Origin of the sequence: Pseudomonas sp. IT-P258 (genome assembly GCF_949767825.1) — a bacterium.
Classification (GTDB): Bacteria; Pseudomonadota; Gammaproteobacteria; order Pseudomonadales; family Pseudomonadaceae; genus Aquipseudomonas; species Aquipseudomonas monachiensis.
Genome location: NZ_CATKPU010000087.1, coordinates 128,758 through 148,681, shown reverse-complemented (window position 1 = coordinate 148,681; position 19,924 = coordinate 128,758). Strand labels below are relative to the sequence as shown.

At 61.2% G+C, this 19,924-nt stretch carries 16 protein-coding genes; 10 read left to right on the top strand and 6 right to left on the bottom strand.

What is annotated here, in order from left to right; genetic code table 11:
* Positions 1 to 50 precede the first annotated feature (50 nt).
* The 3 genes from amn to ACM6G4_RS25095 all read right to left on the bottom strand — a co-directional run bounded on the left by amn (position 51) and on the right by ACM6G4_RS25095 (position 5,776).
* A complete protein-coding gene (gene amn, locus ACM6G4_RS25105) occupies positions 51 to 1,550 on the bottom strand; it encodes an AMP nucleosidase (protein ID WP_177336502.1) in 1,500 nt (499 codons plus the stop codon).
* A gap of 117 nt (positions 1,551 to 1,667) precedes the next feature.
* Entirely contained in the window at positions 1,668 to 3,317 is a 1,650-nt protein-coding gene (locus ACM6G4_RS25100) for an acyl-CoA dehydrogenase family protein (protein WP_414914831.1), read from the bottom strand.
* A gap of 74 nt (positions 3,318 to 3,391) precedes the next feature.
* Positions 3,392 to 5,776, bottom strand: coding sequence for a 7TM diverse intracellular signaling domain-containing protein (locus ACM6G4_RS25095; protein ID WP_414914830.1), 2,385 nt, complete (start codon positions 5,774 to 5,776; stop codon positions 3,392 to 3,394).
* A gap of 304 nt (positions 5,777 to 6,080) precedes the next feature.
* Here ACM6G4_RS25095 and ACM6G4_RS25090 point away from each other — a divergent pair, with 304 nt between their 5' ends.
* The 4 genes from ACM6G4_RS25090 (at position 6,081) to ACM6G4_RS25075 (ending at position 9,624) form a co-directional block, all read left to right on the top strand.
* Positions 6,081 to 6,878, top strand: a complete 798-nt coding sequence (locus tag ACM6G4_RS25090; RefSeq protein ID WP_008052407.1) for a hydroxymethylpyrimidine/phosphomethylpyrimidine kinase — start codon at positions 6,081 to 6,083, stop codon at positions 6,876 to 6,878.
* Between the two features lie 30 nt (positions 6,879 to 6,908).
* Complete coding sequence (gene thiE, locus ACM6G4_RS25085) at positions 6,909 to 7,532, top strand: thiamine phosphate synthase (protein ID WP_150726971.1); 624 nt, start codon at positions 6,909 to 6,911, stop codon at positions 7,530 to 7,532.
* Positions 7,533 to 7,560: 28 nt separating this feature from the next.
* Positions 7,561 to 8,844 (top strand): glutamate-1-semialdehyde 2,1-aminomutase, encoded by a 1,284-nt coding sequence (gene hemL / locus ACM6G4_RS25080; RefSeq protein ID WP_056728829.1) that lies wholly within the window; start codon positions 7,561 to 7,563, stop codon positions 8,842 to 8,844.
* 225 nt (positions 8,845 to 9,069) lie between these two features.
* Positions 9,070 to 9,624, top strand: coding sequence for a tetratricopeptide repeat protein (locus tag ACM6G4_RS25075; protein ID WP_056728831.1), 555 nt, complete (start codon positions 9,070 to 9,072; stop codon positions 9,622 to 9,624).
* A 198-nt stretch (positions 9,625 to 9,822) separates the two neighbouring features.
* Here ACM6G4_RS25075 and ACM6G4_RS25070 read toward each other — a convergent pair whose 3' ends face one another.
* Complete coding sequence (locus ACM6G4_RS25070) at positions 9,823 to 10,152, bottom strand: DUF1820 family protein (RefSeq protein ID WP_056728833.1); 330 nt, start codon at positions 10,150 to 10,152, stop codon at positions 9,823 to 9,825.
* Positions 10,153 to 10,288: 136 nt separating this feature from the next.
* Between ACM6G4_RS25070 and miaB the strand changes: the two genes are divergently transcribed.
* From miaB to lnt, 5 genes are all read left to right on the top strand, one after another.
* Positions 10,289 to 11,617 (top strand): tRNA (N6-isopentenyl adenosine(37)-C2)-methylthiotransferase MiaB, encoded by a 1,329-nt coding sequence (gene miaB / locus ACM6G4_RS25065; RefSeq protein WP_056728835.1) that lies wholly within the window; start codon positions 10,289 to 10,291, stop codon positions 11,615 to 11,617.
* A gap of 215 nt (positions 11,618 to 11,832) precedes the next feature.
* A complete protein-coding gene (locus tag ACM6G4_RS25060) occupies positions 11,833 to 12,840 on the top strand; it encodes a PhoH family protein (RefSeq protein ID WP_056728837.1) in 1,008 nt (335 codons plus the stop codon).
* The gene (gene ybeY / locus ACM6G4_RS25055; protein ID WP_414914829.1) at positions 12,833 to 13,327 is read left to right on the top strand and encodes an rRNA maturation RNase YbeY; all 495 of its coding nucleotides are present in this window, start codon (positions 12,833 to 12,835) and stop codon (positions 13,325 to 13,327) included. Before ACM6G4_RS25060 ends, ybeY begins: the two co-directional genes overlap by 8 nt.
* A gap of 5 nt (positions 13,328 to 13,332) precedes the next feature.
* Positions 13,333 to 14,172: an HlyC/CorC family transporter gene (locus ACM6G4_RS25050; protein WP_027924283.1), complete on the top strand. Its 840-nt coding sequence runs from the start codon at positions 13,333 to 13,335 to the stop codon at positions 14,170 to 14,172.
* Between the two features lie 8 nt (positions 14,173 to 14,180).
* Complete coding sequence (gene lnt, locus ACM6G4_RS25045; RefSeq protein ID WP_056728839.1) at positions 14,181 to 15,704, top strand: apolipoprotein N-acyltransferase; 1,524 nt, start codon at positions 14,181 to 14,183, stop codon at positions 15,702 to 15,704.
* Positions 15,705 to 15,786: 82 nt separating this feature from the next.
* Here lnt and ACM6G4_RS25040 read toward each other — a convergent pair whose 3' ends face one another.
* Complete coding sequence (locus tag ACM6G4_RS25040) at positions 15,787 to 16,548, bottom strand: YdcF family protein (RefSeq protein ID WP_056728841.1); 762 nt, start codon at positions 16,546 to 16,548, stop codon at positions 15,787 to 15,789.
* A gap of 105 nt (positions 16,549 to 16,653) precedes the next feature.
* A complete protein-coding gene (locus ACM6G4_RS25035; RefSeq protein ID WP_008052397.1) occupies positions 16,654 to 16,974 on the bottom strand; it encodes a hypothetical protein in 321 nt (106 codons plus the stop codon).
* A 281-nt stretch (positions 16,975 to 17,255) separates the two neighbouring features.
* On the opposite strand from ACM6G4_RS25035, the gene leuS reads away from it, so the two are divergent.
* A complete protein-coding gene (gene leuS, locus ACM6G4_RS25030) occupies positions 17,256 to 19,862 on the top strand; it encodes a leucine--tRNA ligase (RefSeq protein ID WP_414914828.1) in 2,607 nt (868 codons plus the stop codon).
* Positions 19,863 to 19,924: the final 62 nt, after the last annotated feature.

The following is a 19,924-nucleotide window of genomic DNA, read 5'->3' as shown; positions in this document are numbered from 1 at the left end:
GTCAGGGCTGCTAATGCTAGTAGCCCGACCGTTAAATGACCATCGACAAATCAGCGGAACGGCGGCTCGTCGAAGCTGCGCAGCTTGCGCGAGTGCAGCGAGTTGAGTTCGGTGCGCAACAGATCCACCGCCTCGATACCGATCTTCAGGTGCTGGCTGACCGCGCGCTCGTAGAAGGCGTTGGCCGAGCCCGGCAGCTTGATTTCGCTGTGCAGCGGCTTGTCCGAAACGCACAGCAACGTGCCGTATGGCACCCGCAAACGATAACCCTGCGCGGCAATCGTGCCGCTTTCCATGTCCACCGCCACGGCGCGGGACAGGTTGATAAGCGGCCGTTCCTGCGCCCAGCGCAGCTCCCAGTTACGGTCGTCGTAGGTCAGCACAGTACCGGTACGCAGGCGCTTCTTCAGTTCGTCGCCCTTCTCGCCGGTGACGTTGGCCGCCGCCTGCTGAAGCGCGAGTTGCACTTCGGCCAACGCCGGAATCGGAATGTTCGGCGGCACCACCCGGTCGAGAATGCCGTCGCGACGCATGTAGGCGTGGGCCAGCACGTAATCGCCAATGGTCTGCGACTGACGCAGGCCGCCGCAGTGACCGATCATCAGCCAGCAATGCGGACGCAATACAGCCAGGTGGTCGGTGATGTTCTTGGCGTTGGACGGGCCGACACCGATGTTGACCAGGGTCACGCCGTGGCCATCGCTGGCGATCAGGTGATAGGCCGGCATCTGGTAGCGGTGCCAGACCACCCCGGCGGCAATCGCCGAGGCTTCGCCGTGATCCATGCTCTTTTCGATGATCACGTTGCCCGGCAGGACCATGCGCACAAAACGCGGATCGCTGCGTAGTTGCTCCAGGCCATGGACGATGAACTGGTCGACGTAGCGGTGATAGTTGGTCAGCAAAATCCACGGCTGCACGTGCCGCCAGTCGCTGCCGGTGTAATGCACCAGTCGGCGCAGGGAGAAATCCACCCGCGCGGCATCGAACAGCGCCAGGGGCAGCGGATCGGTGTTTTCCCAATCGTACAGACCATCGGCAATGCCATCGGTCGCCGCCGACAGGTCAGTGCTCGGGAACACCCGCGCCAACACGGGGGCAGTGACACCGGAACCCGCCAGCTCATCGCCCTGCTCGACCACATACGGATACGGAATGTTCTGCTGGCTGACACCGACTTCCACAGTCACGGTGAAGTCGTGCATCAACGGAACGAGCTGCTCCAGCAGGTATTTACGAAAAGCCGAGGGATGGGTGACGGTGACGCTGTAGGTGCCAGGCAACTGAACCTTGGCGTAGGCACGGGTGGTCTGCGGGACTTCGCCCTGGCAGTGGTAGGTCAGGCGCAATTCGGGATAGCGGAACATCGAGCGCTGTTCGGCATCGGGCTCGACGCGATCCTTGAGGTAACGCTTGAGCGCCTGGCTCAACGCGGTGGTTGCACGATTGTGCAAGTGTGCGAGCCGGTCCACGGCTTGCTCGGCGGTTTGAACGACAATAAAAGCTTCGGTCACGATCAGCATCCTGTGTTCTGACTTGCAGACCTTCATCTTGCCTGCATCGTCGCTTCACGGGAACAGCCAAAAAAAATCGCAGCCTGCGGCAGCTCCTACAAGGGCTCGTCGTGCACCCGTAGGAGCTGCCGCAGGCTGCGATCTTCTGACCGATCAGAAGCCTTGTGGAGTCGAACGAGCGACAATCGCTTCCACATCCAGCCCGCGTGGCAATGCACCGTACACCCGGCCGCCACCATTCAGTCGACTGGCAATAAACGCATCACTGACCACCGCATTCCCGGCTTCCAGCAACAACTTCGCCTGCAGCCCCAAGGCAATGTCCTCAGTCAGTTGCCGGGCACGGTACTGAATGTCGCTGGTGTCCTTGAAGGCCGCCTGCAATTGATTGATGTGTGAAGCCAGGCGCTTGTCGCCATGGCCATCGCCCAACTCGCTGAACAGTGCATCGAGCACACCCGGTTCTTTCGACAGGGCACGCAGCACATCGAGGCACTGCACGTTGCCGGAGCCTTCCCAGGTCGAATTCACCGGTGCCTCACGGTAGAGGCGCGGCAGGATGCTGTCTTCGACATAACCCGCACCGCCCATGCATTCGGCCGCTTCGTTGATCATCGCCGGCGCCCGTTTGCAGATCCAGTACTTGCCCACCGCCGTCACCAGCCGGGCGAATTTGGCTTCCTGCGAGTCGTCCAGATGATCCAGCGCCCGGCCCATGCGCAGGCTCAAGGCCAGGGCGGCTTCGCTTTCCAGCGCCAGATCCGCCAGCACGTTCTGCATCAATGGCTGTTCGCTGAGCAGTTTGCCGCCAACCGAACGATGAGCGCAGTGATGGCTGGCCTGGGTCAGCGCCTGGCGCATCAGTGAACTGGAGCCGACCATGCAATCGAAGCGGGTCATGGCCACCATCTCGATGATCGTCGGAACGCCACGGCCCTCTTCACCGACCATCCACGCCAGTGCGCCACGGAACTCCACTTCGCTGGAGGCGTTGGAACAATTGCCGAGCTTGTTCTTCAGGCGCTGGATATAGAACTGATTGCGCGTGTCGTCCGGACGATGGCGCGGCAACAGGAAACAGGTCAGGCCCTTGTCGGTCTGCGCCAGAGTCAGGAAGGCGTCGCACATCGGCGCCGAGCAAAACCATTTGTGCCCAACCAGTTCATAGGCCTGGCCCGGACCGCTGGCACCGACCGGATACGCCTTGGTGGTATTGGCCCGCACATCGGTGCCGCCCTGCTTCTCGGTCATGGCCATGCCGATGGTGACCCCGGCCTTGTGGGCCATGCCGACATTACGCGGGTCGTATTCGGTGGCGAGGATTTTCGGCAGCCACTTTTGCGCCAGGTCCGGTTGCAGGCGCATGGCCGGAACGCTGGCGAAGGTCATGGTCAACGGGCAGCCGCTGCCGGCCTCGGCCTGGCTGTGCAGGTAAGTCATGGAAGCGCGGGCCACGTGGGCGCCGGACTGCGGATGAGCCCAGGGCAAAGAGGTCAAGCCATGCTCAACCGCCGTACGCATCAGTTCGTGATAAGCCGGGTGAAACTCCACCAGGTCAATGCGATGACCAAACCGGTCATGGCTGTTGAACACCGGCTTGTTCTGATTGGCCAGGAACCCGGCTTCCATCAACGGGCCACCGGCCAGTGCGCCATAGGCGTCGATCCGCGACTCGGCCCAACCGGCCCCGAACCGCCGCGACCACTCCTGCAACGGCAAATCGATGCGGTACAGGTTGGCGCCGTCCAGTGACGGTGGCTGGTTGGTGACTTCGTGGGTTTCGGCGAACTGATGCAGGTTCATGACAGGGCTCCTTTGGTCGGCCAACTGACATCAGTTAATCACCGCCCCTCGGCCGATCAAAGTGTCATATCCGCCTAACTTCCGGCGCTTTCGCCCTGCTGCAAACAAAGTACACGGCGGTAGAGCGCGGCCTGCAATTCCTCGAATTTCACCGGCTTGTTCAAGTGATCAATCACCGCGCCGGTCGGGCAGCGCTCACGGTCACCGTTCAGGGCGATCAAGAACAACGGCAGTTCGGCATAACCAGGTAACGCGCGGATCCGGCAGCACACCGACTCACCGCCCAATAGCGGCAACTGACAATCGACCAGCACCGCGTCGAACACTTCGCGCTGCAGGAGATCGAGAGCAGCATCGACGCTGTCGGCCGTACGTACGCGAAAGCCCAGCTTGAGCAACATGCCGCGCATCACCAACTGGCTGATGTCGTTGTCATCCACCAACAGCACGGCACAATCCTGAGGCAAGCGCAGGCGCGGAAAGTCCCGGGTCATCAATGGCGTCACCGGACGCTCGACTACCGGCAGCCCGACTTCCACATCCAGCTGAAACCGGCTGCCGCGTCCTGGCTCGGAGCGGTGTGTCAGGCGTCCACCGAGCAACTCGACCAACTGTCGGCAAATCGCCAGGCCAACACCCAGGCCGCCGTATTCACGGGTCATCGAGCCATCGAGCTGGAAGAACCGTTGATACATCGTGGCCTCCCCCAAATCGGTGAAACCAATGCCCGTGTCAATCACCGCAAAGGTCAACGCCAGCCGGTCGGGCTCAATGGTCTTGCCGGTCACCCGCAGGGCCAGGCCGCCGACCTTGGTGAACTTGATGGCGTTATCCAGCAGGCATTCCAGGCACTGCGCGATCTTGACGTTGTCGCCGCGCAAACGATCCGGCACACCTGGCGCGACATCGACCTTGAAGTCCAGCGACTTGCCCGACGCATTGCCCTCGAACTGCGTGCGCAGTGCCTCGACCATGCCACGCAAGCTGAAGGTGTCGGCCGAGGCCTTGAGTTTGCCGGCCTGCAATTCGGTGAGGGTGAGGATGCCGTTGACCATGCGCATCATGTCCCGCGCCGATCCAGACGCCGTCTGCTGGTACTGCTCGAGCTCCGGGTCCATCTCGACCGTTTGCATCAGTTCCAGCGAACCGATCACACCGTTCATGGGCGTGCGCAATTCGTGGGTCAGGGTGGCAAGGAACTCGTCCTTGAGTTTGTTACTGCGGGCCAGTTGCTGGTTGAGGACTTCAAGCTTCTGGCTGGCGTCGAACAGGGTCTGAGCCTGCTGCTCGCGCATGGCGTTGATGCGGTCGGCCAGCGCCAGGGACAGCAGCGCCACTTCAATGGCCGAACCGATCTGGCTGGAGTACATGGTCAGGAACACGTTCGGCAGGTAACCCAGCACCATCAGCGTATTGACGATGCCGCCGAGCAAAAACGCCGACCAGGCAATGATGAAATACCGCGCCACCCGCAGGCCGCGCAACCAGGCAAAGATCCCGGCGGCAAAAATCACCACGGTGAACGTCAGCGCCAGGGCCGTGGCCAGGCGCAAGGCCAGGGCGTAGCTGGTCATCAATGACAGGCCGACCACCAGCGCACCGAAGCCAACCAGCGCCAGCAACAGGCGGTCGAGCCAGCGACTGTGGGTTGCCATTTGCAGGAAACTGCGGGCGAACTGACTGCCGAACAGCCCGGCACAGCCGATGAAAAACGGCGTTGCGGCGTTGGCCCACCATGGATTGTCCGGCCAGAAATACTGCACGGCCGCACCGTTTACCGACAGCTGATACAAGCCGAACGAGGCGATATAGAAGATGTAGTAGAGGTAACTGGTGTCGCGCACGCTGAGGTAGATGAACAGGTTGTAGACCAGCATCCCCAGCAGTACGCCGTAGATCAGCCCCAGTACATAGAGGCGCACGGGCTGCTCCTCGAGGTAGGCGGTGCTCGACCACAAGGTGACCGGCGCCTGGATCGAGCCTTCGCTTTGCAAGCGCATGAATACGGTTTCGGCCTGATCGGGCTTGAACGTCAGGTCGAACAGATAATTGTTCTGACGAATCTCGCGGCTGGTGAAGGGCAAGGCATCGCCGGTCTGACTGACCAACTGATAGTTGCCGGCCGCATCGGGCAAATAGAGATCGAGGCGATCGAGGGGCGGATAGGCCAGTTCCAGCAGCCAGGTCCTTTGCGCCGCCGGATTGGCCGGACGGTAATGCAGGTCGATTTTCAGCCAGAACACCGAACGCGAGTACCCGGCGTTGAGCGTGTCCTTGTGGTGCGGTTTGAAGTTGCCGGCCGCCGCTTGCGCACGGATATCCGCGATGGTCGCCTGACCAGTTGCGTCCTCATAGACCTGCAGGGTTCGGCCCAAGGGGAGGCTTTGAGTGAACTCATCGAACTCGACGGCGTTTGCCAGGAGGGGCAAACACAACAGCAACATCAGCAAATAGCGCATTGAAGCCCCAGCGTGGCCTGTCCGGTTCTGTCAGGAAGCCCCCCATTCCTTTTGAGCAGACGTAAAACCGGCATCACCTGTTATTGGTTTGGATCCACTCTAGCATAGCCGTTGATGGCCATTAAACACCATTGAAATTTTTCCTGAAAAGGCTCTAGGACGGGCATTTCAGCGACATAACTGAACGATTATCAATGGCAGGAAAATCATCCAGGCAAGGGTGCTGTCCCCTTCGCCACAATGTATCGACCAAACACACCGCCACAACACCCGGAAAACAGGTTTGGTGGTAAGCTCGCGCACCATGAATATCTACAGCTCTCGCCCCGTTGTCCTCTGTCTCTCCGGCCACGACCCAAGTGGTGGCGCCGGCTTGCAGGCAGATATCGAAGCCCTGCTCGCTCAGGGTTGCCATGCGGCTCCGGCCGTCACCGCCCTGACCGTGCAAGACACCGTCAATGTCACGGACTTCCGCGTCCTTGACCGTGAGTGGGTATTGGCCCAGGCCAATGCCGTGCTCAACGACTCCGAAGTCGCGGCGGTCAAACTGGGCATGCTCGGTTCCCTGGAAATGGTCGACACCGTGGTCGAACTGCTTTCGGCGCACCCGCATTTGCCGGTGGTTTGCGATCCGGTGCTGCGCGCCGGCGGCGGCGGACGCCTGGGCAAGGACGAAGTCGGCTACGCCATGCGCGAGCGTCTGCTGCCCTTGTCGATCATTGCGACCCCCAACCTTCCCGAAGCCCGCATCCTCGCCGAACTGCCCGAAGGCACCGCGGACGAGTGCGCTGAAAAACTCTTGCCGTTCGTCAAACACCTGCTGATCACCGGCGGCCACGGCGACGAAACCGAAATCCACAACCGCCTGTATAGCCGCGATGGCCTGCGCGAAACCTATACCTGCCAGCGTTTGCCGGGCAGTTATCACGGTTCCGGTTGCACCCTGGCCAGTGCCTTGGCCGGTCGTCTGGCCCAGGGCGAAAACCTCGCCAGCGCCGTGCAGACCGCGCTTAACTACACGTGGCGCACCCTGCGTGATGCCGAGCAACTGGGCAAAGGCCAGTTCGTGCCGCGCCGTTTGCCGCTGGATTTCTGTTCGTAACTTCTATTCGTATGCGGTGAGGCTTGTCCGATGAAACTACGTGGCCTGTACGCCATTACCGATAGCCATTTGCTGGACGGTAAGTTGCTCAAGTACGTGGAGGCGGCGCTGGAAGGCGGCGTCACCTTGCTGCAATACCGCGACAAGAGCAGCGACGAAGCCCGCCGTCTGCGTGAGGCCGAAGCCTTGCGCGGGCTGTGCGAACGTTACAAGACGCAGTTGATCATCAATGACGACGCCGAGTTGGCGGCACGCCTGAACGTGGGCGTGCACTTGGGCCAGACCGACGGCCCGCTGACCCCGGCCCGTGCACTGCTCGGGCGCCAGGCGATCATCGGCTCGACCTGCCACGCGCAGCTCGAACTGGCCGAACAGGCCGCCAAGGAAGGCGCCAGCTATGTCGCCTTCGGCCGCTTCTTCAATTCGAACACCAAGCCCGGTGCACCGACCTGCAGCCTCGACCTGCTCGACCAGGCCCGCAAACAGCTGCACCTGCCGATCTGCGCGATCGGCGGTATCACCCTGGATAACGCCGCCCCACTGGTGGCCCATGGCGTCGATCTGCTGGCGGTGGTGCATGGCCTGTTCGGCGCCGAGAGCACGGCTGAAGTGACCCGCCGCGCCCGCGCCTTCAACGAATTGTTTTCTATTTAAGCTTTAAATCTGATTTGAGAGCCCGATCATGTCTCGTTCCGAAACCCTGTTTGCCAATGCCCAGAAACACATTCCCGGTGGCGTGAACTCGCCGGTTCGCGCGTTCAAGAGCGTCGGCGGCACGCCGCTGTTCTTCAAGCACGCCGAAGGCGCCTACGTCACCGACGAAGACGACAAGCGCTATGTGGATTACGTCGGTTCCTGGGGTCCGATGATTCTCGGCCACAGTCACCCGGACGTACTGGACGCGGTGCGTAAACAGCTTGAGCACGGTCTGTCCTACGGCGCCCCGACCGAGATGGAAACGCAGATGGCCGACCTGGTCTGCTCCCTCGTGCCGTCGATGGAAATGGTGCGCATGGTCAGCTCCGGCACCGAAGCGACCATGAGCGCCATTCGCCTGGCCCGCGGCTTCACCGGTCGCGACAGCATTATCAAGTTCGAAGGCTGCTACCACGGTCACTCCGACAGCCTGCTGGTCAAGGCCGGCTCCGGCGCACTGACCCAAGGCGTACCGAGCTCGGCCGGTGTACCGGCGGCATTCGCCAAACACACCCTGACCCTGCCGTTCAACGACATCGACGCGGTAGAAACCATGCTCGCCGAAGTCGGCCAGGACGTGGCCTGCATCATCGTCGAGCCAGTGGCCGGCAACATGAACTGCGTACCGCCGGCACCGGGCTTCCTCGAAGGCCTGCGGACCCTGTGCGACAAGCACGGCGTGGTGCTGATTTTCGACGAAGTCATGACCGGCTTCCGTGTCGCCCTCGGCGGTGCCCAGGCGTACTACGGCGTGACGCCAGACCTGACCACCTTCGGCAAGATCATCGGTGGCGGCATGCCGGTCGGCTGCTTTGGCGGCAAGCGCGAAATCATGCAGCGCATCGCCCCGCTGGGCCCGGTCTACCAGGCCGGCACCCTGTCCGGTAACCCGCTGGCGATGGCAGCCGGCCTGACCACCCTGCGCCTGATCAGCCGCCCGGGCTTCCACGCCGAGCTGACCGACTACACCACTCGCCTGCTCGACGGCCTGCAACAGCGCGCCGATGCGGCCGGCATTCCGTTCGTGACCACCCAGGCCGGCGGCATGTTCGGCCTGTACTTCAGCGGTGCCGACGACATCGTCACCTTCGATGACGTCATGGCCAGCGACGCAGCCCTGTTCGGTCGCTTCTTCCACCTGATGCTCGAAGGTGGCGTGTACCTGGCTCCGAGCGCATTCGAAGCCGGTTTCACTTCGATCGCCCACGGCGAAGCTGAACTGAAGCTGACCCTGGACGCCGCCGAGCGCGCCTTCGCGGCCTTGAAGTAACGCTCAAATGCTGACGCTGGCCCTTGCCAGCGTCAGCTTTCGCCGGCATTCCCACGATTTTTCCTGCTCGTCTGCCAATAATCCCCCGCAAAGTGGGCGATAAATTTCCCGCGCAGCAGAAAAACGAGTAAAGACTTTGTAAGGTTGGCCCTGCTTATTTCATAATGCGCGCTTATTGGATCCCCTCGATGGGTCCGCGCGCCCTTCAGAGGTAAGTCGATTCCCATGAACCGCACCGGCCGCACCCTTGCACTGGGCTGCCTGTTGCTTCTTCAGCCCCTGCTCACGCACGCACAAGCAGGCGGCAACTCGTTGTTAATCCCAGCGATGGGTCGCTGCACCCTCAATACCCAGCCGCAAGACCTGGAACAGGCGCTCGCCGCCTGCCAGAAAGCGTCGGAAGAAGGGGATGCGCAAGCGCAATACGAGTTGGGTGAGTTCTACTACGAAGGCAAAAACACGCCGCGCGACCTCAATCAGGCCCTGAGCTATTTCGAAAAAGCCTCGCTGCAAGGCCACGCCCAGGCACAATTCAAACTCGGCACCATGTTCTTCCACGGCGAAGGCGTGCCGGCCAATAACGTTCAGGCGTACATCCTGCTGAAGATGGCAGCGGTCAACGGCGCCGAAGACGCCCTGGACACCGCCGACGAAGTCACCGAGAAAATGCCCCGCGAAGAACTGGAGCTTGCGACCCAGGTGCTCGGGCAAATTTTCCGTAAATATTTGATGGAATTGCAAAGCGCTGACGGGCGTACGCCTTTCGCGCCACTGCCCTGAGCACTTCTGACTGCGGGGTGGCTTGTTGTGGCGAGGGAGCTTGTCGGACCGCCGCACCGTCCCGCTGGGGCGCGAAGCGGCCCTAAATCCTGCAATCACACTCTGCCTGGCACACCGCGCATTTCGGTCTTGCGACTGCTTCGCAGCCGAGCGGGAGCAAGCTCCCTCGCCACAACAAGCCTCTCTAGCCCTAGCTGCTTACTTCTCAGGCATCGGCATCGGAAACGGCATGACATTGCCGACCGCGCCACGGGCTTCGCTGATTTTTGGTGTGCCCATACGCTCGACTTCATCGATGCGCACGATCGAATGCATTGGCACAAAACTGCGCACCACGCCTTCGAACTGAGCCTTGAGCTTTTCTTCGCTCGGATCGACGACCATTTGCGTGCGCTCGCCAAAGACGAACTCTTCCACTTCCAGAAAGCCCCACAGATCACTTTGATAGATCTGCTTGGCATACATTTCGAACACCTGGCCCTGGTTGAGGAAAATCACCTTGTAGATTGGAGCTTCACGTTTGGTCATGGCAGGCGAGCAACACATCGGGGGATAAAAATGAGGGCGCGAACTATAGCATAGCCATCGGACGCGCAGCGGTAGGAACCTGGGTACATGTTCCCTATAATGCGCGGTTCTTTGAATCACGTGATGACTCTATTCCATGGCCAAGAAGCTTTACATCGAAACCCACGGTTGCCAGATGAACGAGTACGACAGCTCGCGCATGGTCGATCTGCTGGGCGAACATCAGGCCCTGGAAGTCACCGCCCGCGCTGAAGACGCCGACGTGATCCTGCTCAACACCTGCTCGATCCGCGAACGTGCACAGGACCGGGTCTATTCCCAACTCGGTCGCTGGCGCGAACTGAAGCTGGCCAACCCGGACATGGTGATCGCCGTCGGCGGTTGCGTGGCCAGCCAGGAAGGCGCGGCCATTCGTGATCGCGCGCCGTACGTCGACGTGGTCTTCGGCCCGCAGACCCTGCACCGCCTGCCGGAAATGATCGACGCCGCGCGCAGCAGCAAGCTGCCGCAAGTTGACGTCTCGTTCCCGGAAATCGAAAAATTCGACCATTTGCCCGAGCCCCGCATCGACGGCCCGAGCGCTTACGTGTCGGTGATGGAAGGTTGCAGCAAGTACTGCACGTTCTGCGTGGTGCCCTACACCCGCGGCGAAGAAGTCAGCCGGCCGTTCGACGACGTGCTTGCCGAGATCATTCACCTGGCCGAAAACGGCGTGCGCGAAGTGACGCTGCTGGGGCAGAACGTCAACGGCTATCGTGGGACGACTCATGATGGGCGCCTGGCGGATCTGGCCGAGCTGATCCGCGTGGTCGCCGCGGTCGACGGCATCGACCGCATCCGCTACACCACGTCACACCCGCTGGAGTTCTCCGACAGCCTGATCCAGGCCCACGCTGACGTGCCGGAGCTGGTCAAACACCTGCACTTGCCGGTGCAATCGGGCTCGGACCGCATTCTCGCGGCGATGAAGCGCAACCACACCGCGCTGGAATACAAATCCAAACTGCGCAAGCTGCGCGCCGCCGTACCGGGGATCTGCATCAGTTCGGACTTCATCGTCGGCTTCCCGGGCGAGACCGAGAAAGATTTCGAACAAACCATGAAGCTGATTGCCGACGTGGGTTTCGACTTTTCCTACTCGTTCGTCTACAGCCAGCGCCCGGGCACTCCGGCCGCCGACCTGGCCGATGACACTCCGGAAGAGCTGAAAAAAGAACGCCTGAACGCACTGCAACATCGCTTGAACCAGCAAGGTTTCGAGATCAGCCGACAAATGGTCGGTTCGATCCAGCGGATCCTGGTGACCGATTACTCGAAAAAGGACCCGGGCGAGCTGCAGGGCCGGACCGAGAATAATCGTATCGTCAACTTCCGCTGCGACAATCCGACCCTGATCGGCCAGTTCGCGGATGTGCACATCGATGCCGCGCAGCCGCACTCGCTGCGGGGCTCGCTGATCCAGTAACACCGCATCCCCCTTGTGGGAGCGGGCTTGCTCGCGAAAACGCTGTGTCAGTTAAATGATTGTCGACTGAGACACCCTCTTCGCGAGCAAGCCAGCTCCCACAGGAACAGCGCCAGGCCAGTGAATTAACTTGGTCTATATAAGAGCTTTCGCACCCAGCTCACTGGCGCTATCCTTGATTCATCACTATTGCCCCAGGGCGGCTAAATACGACCTTGAACGCACCTATAGAACCACATCGCTTCATCCTCGAGCCTTTTGAAGCTCGTCGCTTCGCCAATCTGTGCGGGCAATTCGACGAGCACCTGCGCTTGATCGAACAGCGCCTGACCATCGAGATCCGCAATCGCGGAAACCAGTTCGAGCTGATCGGCGAACCCAAACACACCACCTCCGCGGAAAATCTCCTGCGCCGCCTGTACCGGGAAACCAAGGGTACCGAGCTGTCGCCGGACATGGTGCACCTGTTCCTGCAGGAATCGGCCGTCGAGCAGTTGGACAACCACTCCCCCGCCGAACCCTCCGTGGCCCTGCGCACCAAGAAAGGCATGATTCGCCCACGCGGCTTGAATCAAGTGCGCTACGTGAAGGAAATCCTCGGTAACGATATCAACTTCGGCATCGGCCCGGCCGGTACCGGCAAGACTTACCTGGCCGTGGCCTGCGCGGTGGATGCACTGGAGCGCGAGCAGATTCGCCGCATCCTGCTGGTTCGCCCAGCAGTCGAAGCGGGTGAAAAACTCGGCTTCCTGCCCGGCGACCTGTCGCAAAAAATCGACCCGTACCTGCGCCCGCTCTACGACGCGCTCTACGAAATGCTCGGCTTCGAATACGTCGCCAAGCTGATCGAGCGCCAGGTGATCGAAGTCGCGCCGCTGGCCTACATGCGCGGCCGTACACTGAACAACAGCTTCATCATTCTCGACGAAAGCCAGAACACTACGGTCGAGCAAATGAAGATGTTCCTGACCCGGATCGGCTTCGGCTCCACGGCCGTCATCACCGGGGACATCACCCAGGTCGACCTGCCACGCGGCACCAAGTCCGGCCTGCACCACGTCATTGAAGTGCTCAAGGATGTGCCAGGGATCAGCTTCACCCATTTCCAGCCCAAGGACGTCGTGCGCCATCCACTGGTGCAGCGGATTGTCGAAGCCTATGAGCGCTTCGAAACCAAAGCGGCCGATGATGCCGCCGCCAAGGACAGCCGCCGCGATGCTTGAGCTTGACCTGCAAATCGCCACCGAAGCCGACGCCCCCGGCGAAGCCGAATTCCGCCAGTGGTGCGAGCTGGCTTTGCGCCAGCGCACCGCCGACTCGGAGATGACCATTCGTCTGGTCGACGAAGCCGAAGGACGCGAGCTGAACCACACCTGGCGGCAAAAAGACTACGCAACTAACGTCTTGTCATTCCCGGCCGACGTGCCGGATGAGTTCCTCGACATCCCGCTGCTGGGCGATCTGGTGATCTGCGTGGCCGTGGTCGAGCGCGAAGCCGCTGAACAGGGCAAGGAACTCAAGGCCCACTGGGCACACCTGGTGATTCACGGCTGCTTGCATCTGCTTGGTTACGACCATATTGATGACGAGGAAGCCGAAGAAATGGAAGCACTGGAACGAACGTTGCTTGCAGAACTGGGCTTTCCCGATCCGTACGCGGACGACGAAACTGACGCACTCCCTACCGAAACAACAAAGGATTCAGAGTAATCGCTATGAGCGAAGATCGATCGAGCAACGGGCAGAAGTCATGGCTGGGTAAGCTCACCCAGGCTTTTGCCCACGAGCCGAAAAACCGCCAGGAGCTGCTGGAGTTGCTGCGCGATGCACACCAGAACAAACTGCTGGACAGCGAAGCGCTGGCCATCGTCGAAGGCGCCATCCAGGTGGCTGACTTGCAGGTCCGGGACATCATGGTCCCGCGCTCGCAGATGGTCAGCATCAAGGCGACCCAGACACCCCGCGAGTTCCTGCCTGCCGTGGTCGACTCGGCCCACTCCCGCTACCCGGTGATCGGCGAAAGCCACGATGACGTGATGGGCGTGTTGCTGGCCAAAGACTTGCTGCCGTTGATCCTCAAGGAAAACGGCGACAGCTTCAACATCAAGGACCTGTTGCGCCCGGCCACCTTCGTGCCGGAATCCAAGCGCCTCAACGTGCTGCTGCGCGAGTTTCGCGCCAACCACAACCACATGGCCATCGTCATCGACGAATACGGCGGCGTGGCTGGTTTGGTGACCATCGAAGACGTGCTGGAACAGATCGTCGGCGACATCGAAGACGAACACGACGTCGAAGAAGACAGCTACATCAAGCCGCTGCCCAGCGGTGATTTCCTGATCAAGGCCCTGACGCCAATCGAGAACTTCAACGAATTCTTCGACAGCGAATTCTCCGACGACGAGTTCGACACCGTTGGCGGCCTGGTGATGAGCGCGTTCGGGCATTTGCCAAAACGTAACGAAATCACTGAAATCGGCCCCTACCGCTTCCGCATCCTGAACGCCGACAGCCGTCGGATTCACTTGCTTCGCCTGACGCCCATTGCTCGCTAAGGATTGAAATGCGCTGGACAACCCGCCCCGGCTGGCCCGGTAACCTGCTGGCCGTGGCGGCCGGTGCAATCACCACACTGGCCCTGGCGCCGTTCGATATCTGGCCACTGGCACTGCTCGCCGTCGGCCTGTTCTATGCCGGCCTGCGCGAGCTGAGCCCACGTCAGGCACTGGGTCGCGGCTGGTGTTTCGGTTTCGGCCTGTTCGGTGCCGGCACCAGCTGGATCTACTACAGCATTCACCACTTCGGCGGCGCCTCGGTATTGCTGGCCGGTTTCCTGATGCTGCTCTTCACGGCGGCGATTGCCTGGTTCTTTGCCCTGCCCGCCTGGATCTGGGCGCGTTGGCTGCGCCGAAATGAAGCGCCGCTGGCCGACGCTCTGGCTTTCGCAGCGCTGTGGGTCGGCCAGGAAGCCTTCCGCGGCTGGTTCCTGACAGGCTTCCCGTGGCTGTATTCCGGGTACAGTCAGCTCGACGGCCCCCTGGCCGGGCTCGCGCCTATCGGCGGAATGTGGCTGATTTCCTTCACCCTGGCCCTGACAGCAGCGTTGATCTACAACGGCTTGCGCCTGGTTCGCACGGGGCGCAAAGGCTTCATCGCTGCCGGTGCATTGCTGCTGGTCGGTCCATGGCTGCTCGGCATGGCGCTCAAGCACCACGCCTGGACCAGCCCGTCGGGCCCGCCACTGAGCGTCGCCGCCATTCAGGGCAACATCGAACAAAGCATGAAGTGGGATCCGGCGCAGCTCAACGCGCAACTGGCGCTGTACCGCGACATGAGTTTCAGCTCCAGGCGCGCCGATCTTCTCATCTGGCCGGAAACGGCAATCCCGGTGCTCAAGGAGTCCGCCGAGGGTTACCTGAACATGATGGGCAGCTTCGCGGCCGAGCGTAAATCGGCGCTGATTACCGGCGTCCCGGTCCGCATGGAGGTCCACCACGAGAAGCGCTTCTTCAATGGCATCACCGTTGTCGGCGAAGGCGACGGCACTTACCTCAAGCAAAAACTGGTGCCGTTTGGGGAATATGTTCCGCTGCAGGATGTGCTGCGCGGGCTGATCGCCTTCTTCGACCTGCCAATGTCGGACTTCGCTCGCGGCCCGGCTGACCAGCCGCTGCTGCAAGCCAAGGGTTATCAGATCGCGCCATACATCTGTTATGAAGTGGTTTACCCGGAATTCGCCGCGAGCCTTGCCGCCCGCAGTGACCTGTTGCTGACCATCAGCAACGACACCTGGTTCGGCACCTCCATCGGTCCGCTGCAACACCTGCAGATGGCGCAGATGCGTGCGCTGGAGGCCGGCCGCTGGATGATCCGCGCCACCAACAACGGCGTATCCGGCCTGATCAACCCGTTCGGTCAGATTACCGATCAGATCCCGCAGTTCGAACGCGGCATCCTGTATGGCGAAGTGGTGCCGATGCACAACCTCACGCCGTACCTGGAATGGCGCTCGTGGCCATTGCTCATTCTCTGCGTGTTGTTGTTTGGCTGGGCGCTGATTGCGAGCCGGATGGCCAAGACTGTCTAGAAAAGATCGCAGCCTGCGGCAGCTCCTACAGGGGATTGCATTCCAACTGTAGGAGCTGCCGCAGGCTGCGATCTTTTGATCTTTACCGGTAAAACAACGAATAACCGACCTGCCCCACCGCCTCGTTCATCAATTGCCCGTTCTGCCAGATCGCCTTGTACTCCGGCATCCAGCCACCCAGTGGCCGCGCATTGTCGCCGCCCAGAAACCCTACCGGCGCCGGCACCACCTCAAACCCGGCCTTGCGGAAACTCCAGACCGCTCGCGGCATATGCCCGGCATGAGTCACGAGCACCACGCGCTTGATGCCCTGTGGCAGCAATACCTCGGCGCTGAACCGGGCATTTTCCCAAGTCGTGCGACTGCGTCCTTCCTGCCAGCGCACGGTCACGCCAAAATCGTCGCGCAAGGAGTCAGCCATCATCTGCGCTTCGCTTGGCGGGGTGCCGTAATGCAAGCCGCCGCTGGTCAGTACCGGCAGGCCGGAAGCCTTGGCCAGCCGCGCGGCAAACCGCTGGCGTTCCAGGCCGACACCCGTGGGCTGGTCGGCGCCCCAGGCCGCGTCACCGCGCTCGCGCCCGGAACCAAGGACAACGATGGCGTCCGCGCGCTGCCCCAGCACCGCCCATTCGCCGCGAGCCAGCGGTGGCTCACGCTCGAGCAGGCCGGCACTCCACTGCACCACCACCGGCAGGCTCATCAGCCAAAGGCCACCCAACCCCAGTGCAAAGCACACACCGGCGAGCCTTGGCCTTGAGCGGCGCAACCACCAGGCAAGTAAAAGCAGCAGCAATAGAATGCCGGGGGGCAAAAGAAGTTGTTTTAAAAAATAACGAAAAGGCATCGAGCATCTCCTGGAGATGCCCGAAGCCTAAGTGGGTTGGCGCGATGCGACAATCAATACAGGAGGACTATGCTTCAAAAAAACCATGGAGCATGGCTCTGCGTCTTACTTGAACTGCAAAGACCGGACCTTTACCGCGTCTCTGCCGGGAACCTTGTCCTTGAGCCAGATGATCTTGGCCGAACGTGGTGCGTCGAGTTGCTTTACCGCCTCTGACAAGCATCCGTGCGTCTCACGCTCACTGCGATCCAGATACGCCTTGACCAGTGCAAACTCTGCGGGGCTGAGGCCACGCAGTTCCAGCTCCAGAGGGCGTACGTCACGCAACCGGCCAGCAGTTCTTGCCGCTTCCAGGGCCAGGGCCAAACGATCGATCAGTCTTTCGTACAGCTCCGGTTTCGTAGCTTTTTGCTGTGACTCAACCATCCCTCACCTCATTGGAAGATAAGACCAACTCCCCAGTTAGAGCTTAGCCTCCATGAACAAACCGGCTGAGCGCCGCGACCAACGGCCCTCGCGGCGGTTTTCGCGAGACGCGCGGCAGCAATCAGGGTTTCCCTCGGTAGAGCGCGGTCATGTATGCTACGGCGCTTCCTGTAACTCCACTTCCAGCTCGGCTGGACATCGAAAACGCCAATGCGGCGTGATCAGCGTCCAGCGTTGCATTGAAGAGGATTAGGCCACCCCTATTCAGTTCAAAAGTAGCCATGCACGAACAATATCAGCCCCGTGAAATCGAAGCCGCCGCCCAGTCGTTCTGGGACGAGCAAAAGTCCTTTGAAGTCAGTGAACAGCCAGGCAAGGAGACTTACTACTGCCTGTCGATGTTCCCTTACCCCAGCGGCAAGCTACACATGGGGCACGTGCGCAACTACACCATCGGCGACGTGATCTCCCGCTATCAGCGCATGCAGGGCAAGAACGTTCTGCAACCCATGGGTTGGGACGCCTTCGGCATGCCGGCGGAAAACGCCGCGATGAAGAACAACGTAGCGCCCGCCAAGTGGACCTACGAAAACATCGCCTACATGAAGTCCCAGCTGCGTAGCCTGGGCCTTGCGGTGGACTGGTCGCGCGAAGTGACCACCTGCAAGCCCGATTACTACCGCTGGGAACAGTGGCTGTTCACCCGCCTGTTCGAAAAAGGCGTGATCTACAAGAAAAGCGGCACCGTGAACTGGGACCCGGTCGACCAGACCGTCCTGGCCAACGAACAGGTGATCGACGGTCGCGGCTGGCGTTCCGGCGCGCTGATCGAAAAGCGCGAAATCCCGATGTACTACTTCAAGATCACCGCCTACGCGGATGAGTTGCTGGAGAGCCTCGACGAGCTGACTGGCTGGCCTGAACAGGTCAAGACCATGCAGCGCAACTGGATCGGCAAATCCCGCGGCATGGAAGTGCAGTTCCCGTACAACGTCGATTCCATCGGCGAAACCGGCGCGCTGAAGGTCTTCACCACCCGTCCGGACACCCTGATGGGCGCGACCTACGTCGCCGTGGCCGCCGAACACCACCTGGCTACCCTGGCCGCACAGAACAATCCAGAGCTGCAAGCGTTCATCGCTGAATGCAAGGGCGGCAGCGTGGCCGAAGCCGACGTCGCCACCCAGGAGAAAAAAGGCCTGCCGACCGGCCTGTTCGTCGAACATCCGCTGACCGGGGAAAAACTGCCGGTCTGGGTCGCCAACTATGTGCTGATGCACTACGGCGACGGCGCGGTGATGGCGGTTCCGGCCCACGATGAGCGCGATTTCGAATTCGCCCACAAGTACAACCTGCCGGTCAAATCCGTGGTGCAGACCAGTTCCGGTGACAGCAACCCGGCGCCATGGCAAGACGCCTACGGCGAGCACGGCACGCTGATCAATTCCGGCGAGTTCGACGGCCTCGACTTCGCAGGCGCCTTCGACGCCATCGAAGTCGCGCTGATCAAGAAAGAGCTGGGCGCCTCGCGTACCCAGTTCCGCCTGCGCGACTGGGGCATCAGCCGCCAGCGTTACTGGGGCTGCCCGATCCCGATCATCCACTGCAACACTTGCGGTGACGTGCCGGTACCGGAAGATCAACTGCCTGTCGTGCTGCCGGAAGACGTCGTACCCGACGGCGCCGGTTCGCCACTGGCGCGCATGCCCGAGTTCTACGAGTGCAGCTGCCCTAAATGCGGCCAGCCTGCCAAGCGTGAAACCGACACCATGGACACCTTCGTCGAGTCCTCGTGGTACTACGCCCGCTATGCCTCGCCGCACTTTGAAGGCGGCCTGGTGGAAAAATCGGCCGCCGACCACTGGCTGCCGGTGGATCAATACATCGGCGGGATCGAACACGCGATTCTTCACCTGCTCTACGCGCGCTTCTTCCACAAGCTGATGCGCGACGAAGGCCTGGTGAGCTCCAACGAGCCGTTCAAGAACCTGCTGACCCAGGGCATGGTGATCGCCGAGACTTACTATCGCCGCGAAGCCAATGGCGCTTACACCTGGTTCAACCCGGCGGACGTCGAGCTTGAGCGTGACAGCAAAGCCAAGGTTATCAGCGCCAAGTTGAAATCCGACGGCCTGCCGGTGGAAATCGGCGGCACCGAGAAGATGGCCAAGTCGAAGAACAACGGCGTCGACCCACAGTCGATGATCGACCAGTTCGGCGCAGACACCTGCCGCCTGTTCATGATGTTCGCTTCGCCACCTGACATGAGCGCGGAATGGTCCGACTCCGGCGTAGAGGGTTCGCACCGTTTCCTCAAGCGCGTCTGGCGCCTGGCTCAAGCCCACGTCACTCAGGGCCTGCCGGGCAAACTGGACGTCGCCAGCCTGAATGACGAGCAGAAAGCCGCTCGTCGCTCGATCCACCTGGCCATCAAGCAAGCCAGCCAGGATGTTGGCCAGAACCACAAGTTCAACACCGCCATCGCTCAGGTGATGACGCTGATGAACGTACTGGAAAAAGCCGCGCAAGGCACCGACCAGGATCGCGCCCTGATTCACGAAGGTCTGGAAACCGTGACTCTGCTGCTGGCTCCGATCACGCCGCACATCAGCCACGAGCTGTGGAATCAACTGGGGCACGCTGAACCTGTGATCGACGCCGGCTGGCCGGTGGTGGATGACAGCGCGTTGGTACAGGACAGCCTGCAACTGGTGATTCAGGTCAACGGCAAGCTGCGTGGCCACATCGAAATGCCGGCCAGTGCCAGCCGTGAAGAAGTCGAAGCCGCCGCCCGTGCCAACGAGAACGTGTTGCGCTTCGTCGACGGTCTGACCATTCGTAAAGTGATCGTAGTGCCCGGGAAACTGGTCAATATCGTCGCCAGCTAATTGGATCAGGCGCCAGGTGAGCCTGGCGCCGAGTAAAACCTTTCGGGCCGCCTGATCGGCCC

Excerpts from the sequence above, each read along its gene's own strand:
- amn (WP_177336502.1), bottom strand. The coding sequence starts at position 1,550 with ATGAAGGTCTGCAAGTCAGAACACAGGATGCTGATCGTGACCGAAGCT.
- ACM6G4_RS25100 (WP_414914831.1), bottom strand. The coding sequence starts at position 3,317 with ATGAACCTGCATCAGTTCGCCGAAACCCACGAAGTCACCAACCAGCCA.
- ACM6G4_RS25095 (WP_414914830.1), bottom strand. The coding sequence starts at position 5,776 with ATGCGCTATTTGCTGATGTTGCTGTTGTGTTTGCCCCTCCTGGCAAAC.
- ACM6G4_RS25090 (WP_008052407.1), top strand. The coding sequence starts at position 6,081 with ATGAATATCTACAGCTCTCGCCCCGTTGTCCTCTGTCTCTCCGGCCAC.
- thiE (WP_150726971.1), top strand. The coding sequence starts at position 6,909 with ATGAAACTACGTGGCCTGTACGCCATTACCGATAGCCATTTGCTGGAC.
- hemL (WP_056728829.1), top strand. The coding sequence starts at position 7,561 with ATGTCTCGTTCCGAAACCCTGTTTGCCAATGCCCAGAAACACATTCCC.
- ACM6G4_RS25075 (WP_056728831.1), top strand. The coding sequence starts at position 9,070 with ATGAACCGCACCGGCCGCACCCTTGCACTGGGCTGCCTGTTGCTTCTT.
- ACM6G4_RS25070 (WP_056728833.1), bottom strand. The coding sequence starts at position 10,152 with ATGACCAAACGTGAAGCTCCAATCTACAAGGTGATTTTCCTCAACCAG.
- miaB (WP_056728835.1), top strand. The coding sequence starts at position 10,289 with ATGGCCAAGAAGCTTTACATCGAAACCCACGGTTGCCAGATGAACGAG.
- ybeY (WP_414914829.1), top strand. The coding sequence starts at position 12,833 with ATGCTTGAGCTTGACCTGCAAATCGCCACCGAAGCCGACGCCCCCGGC.
- ACM6G4_RS25050 (WP_027924283.1), top strand. The coding sequence starts at position 13,333 with ATGAGCGAAGATCGATCGAGCAACGGGCAGAAGTCATGGCTGGGTAAG.
- lnt (WP_056728839.1), top strand. The coding sequence starts at position 14,181 with ATGCGCTGGACAACCCGCCCCGGCTGGCCCGGTAACCTGCTGGCCGTG.
- ACM6G4_RS25040 (WP_056728841.1), bottom strand. The coding sequence starts at position 16,548 with ATGCCTTTTCGTTATTTTTTAAAACAACTTCTTTTGCCCCCCGGCATT.
- ACM6G4_RS25035 (WP_008052397.1), bottom strand. The coding sequence starts at position 16,974 with ATGGTTGAGTCACAGCAAAAAGCTACGAAACCGGAGCTGTACGAAAGA.
- leuS (WP_414914828.1), top strand. The coding sequence starts at position 17,256 with ATGCACGAACAATATCAGCCCCGTGAAATCGAAGCCGCCGCCCAGTCG.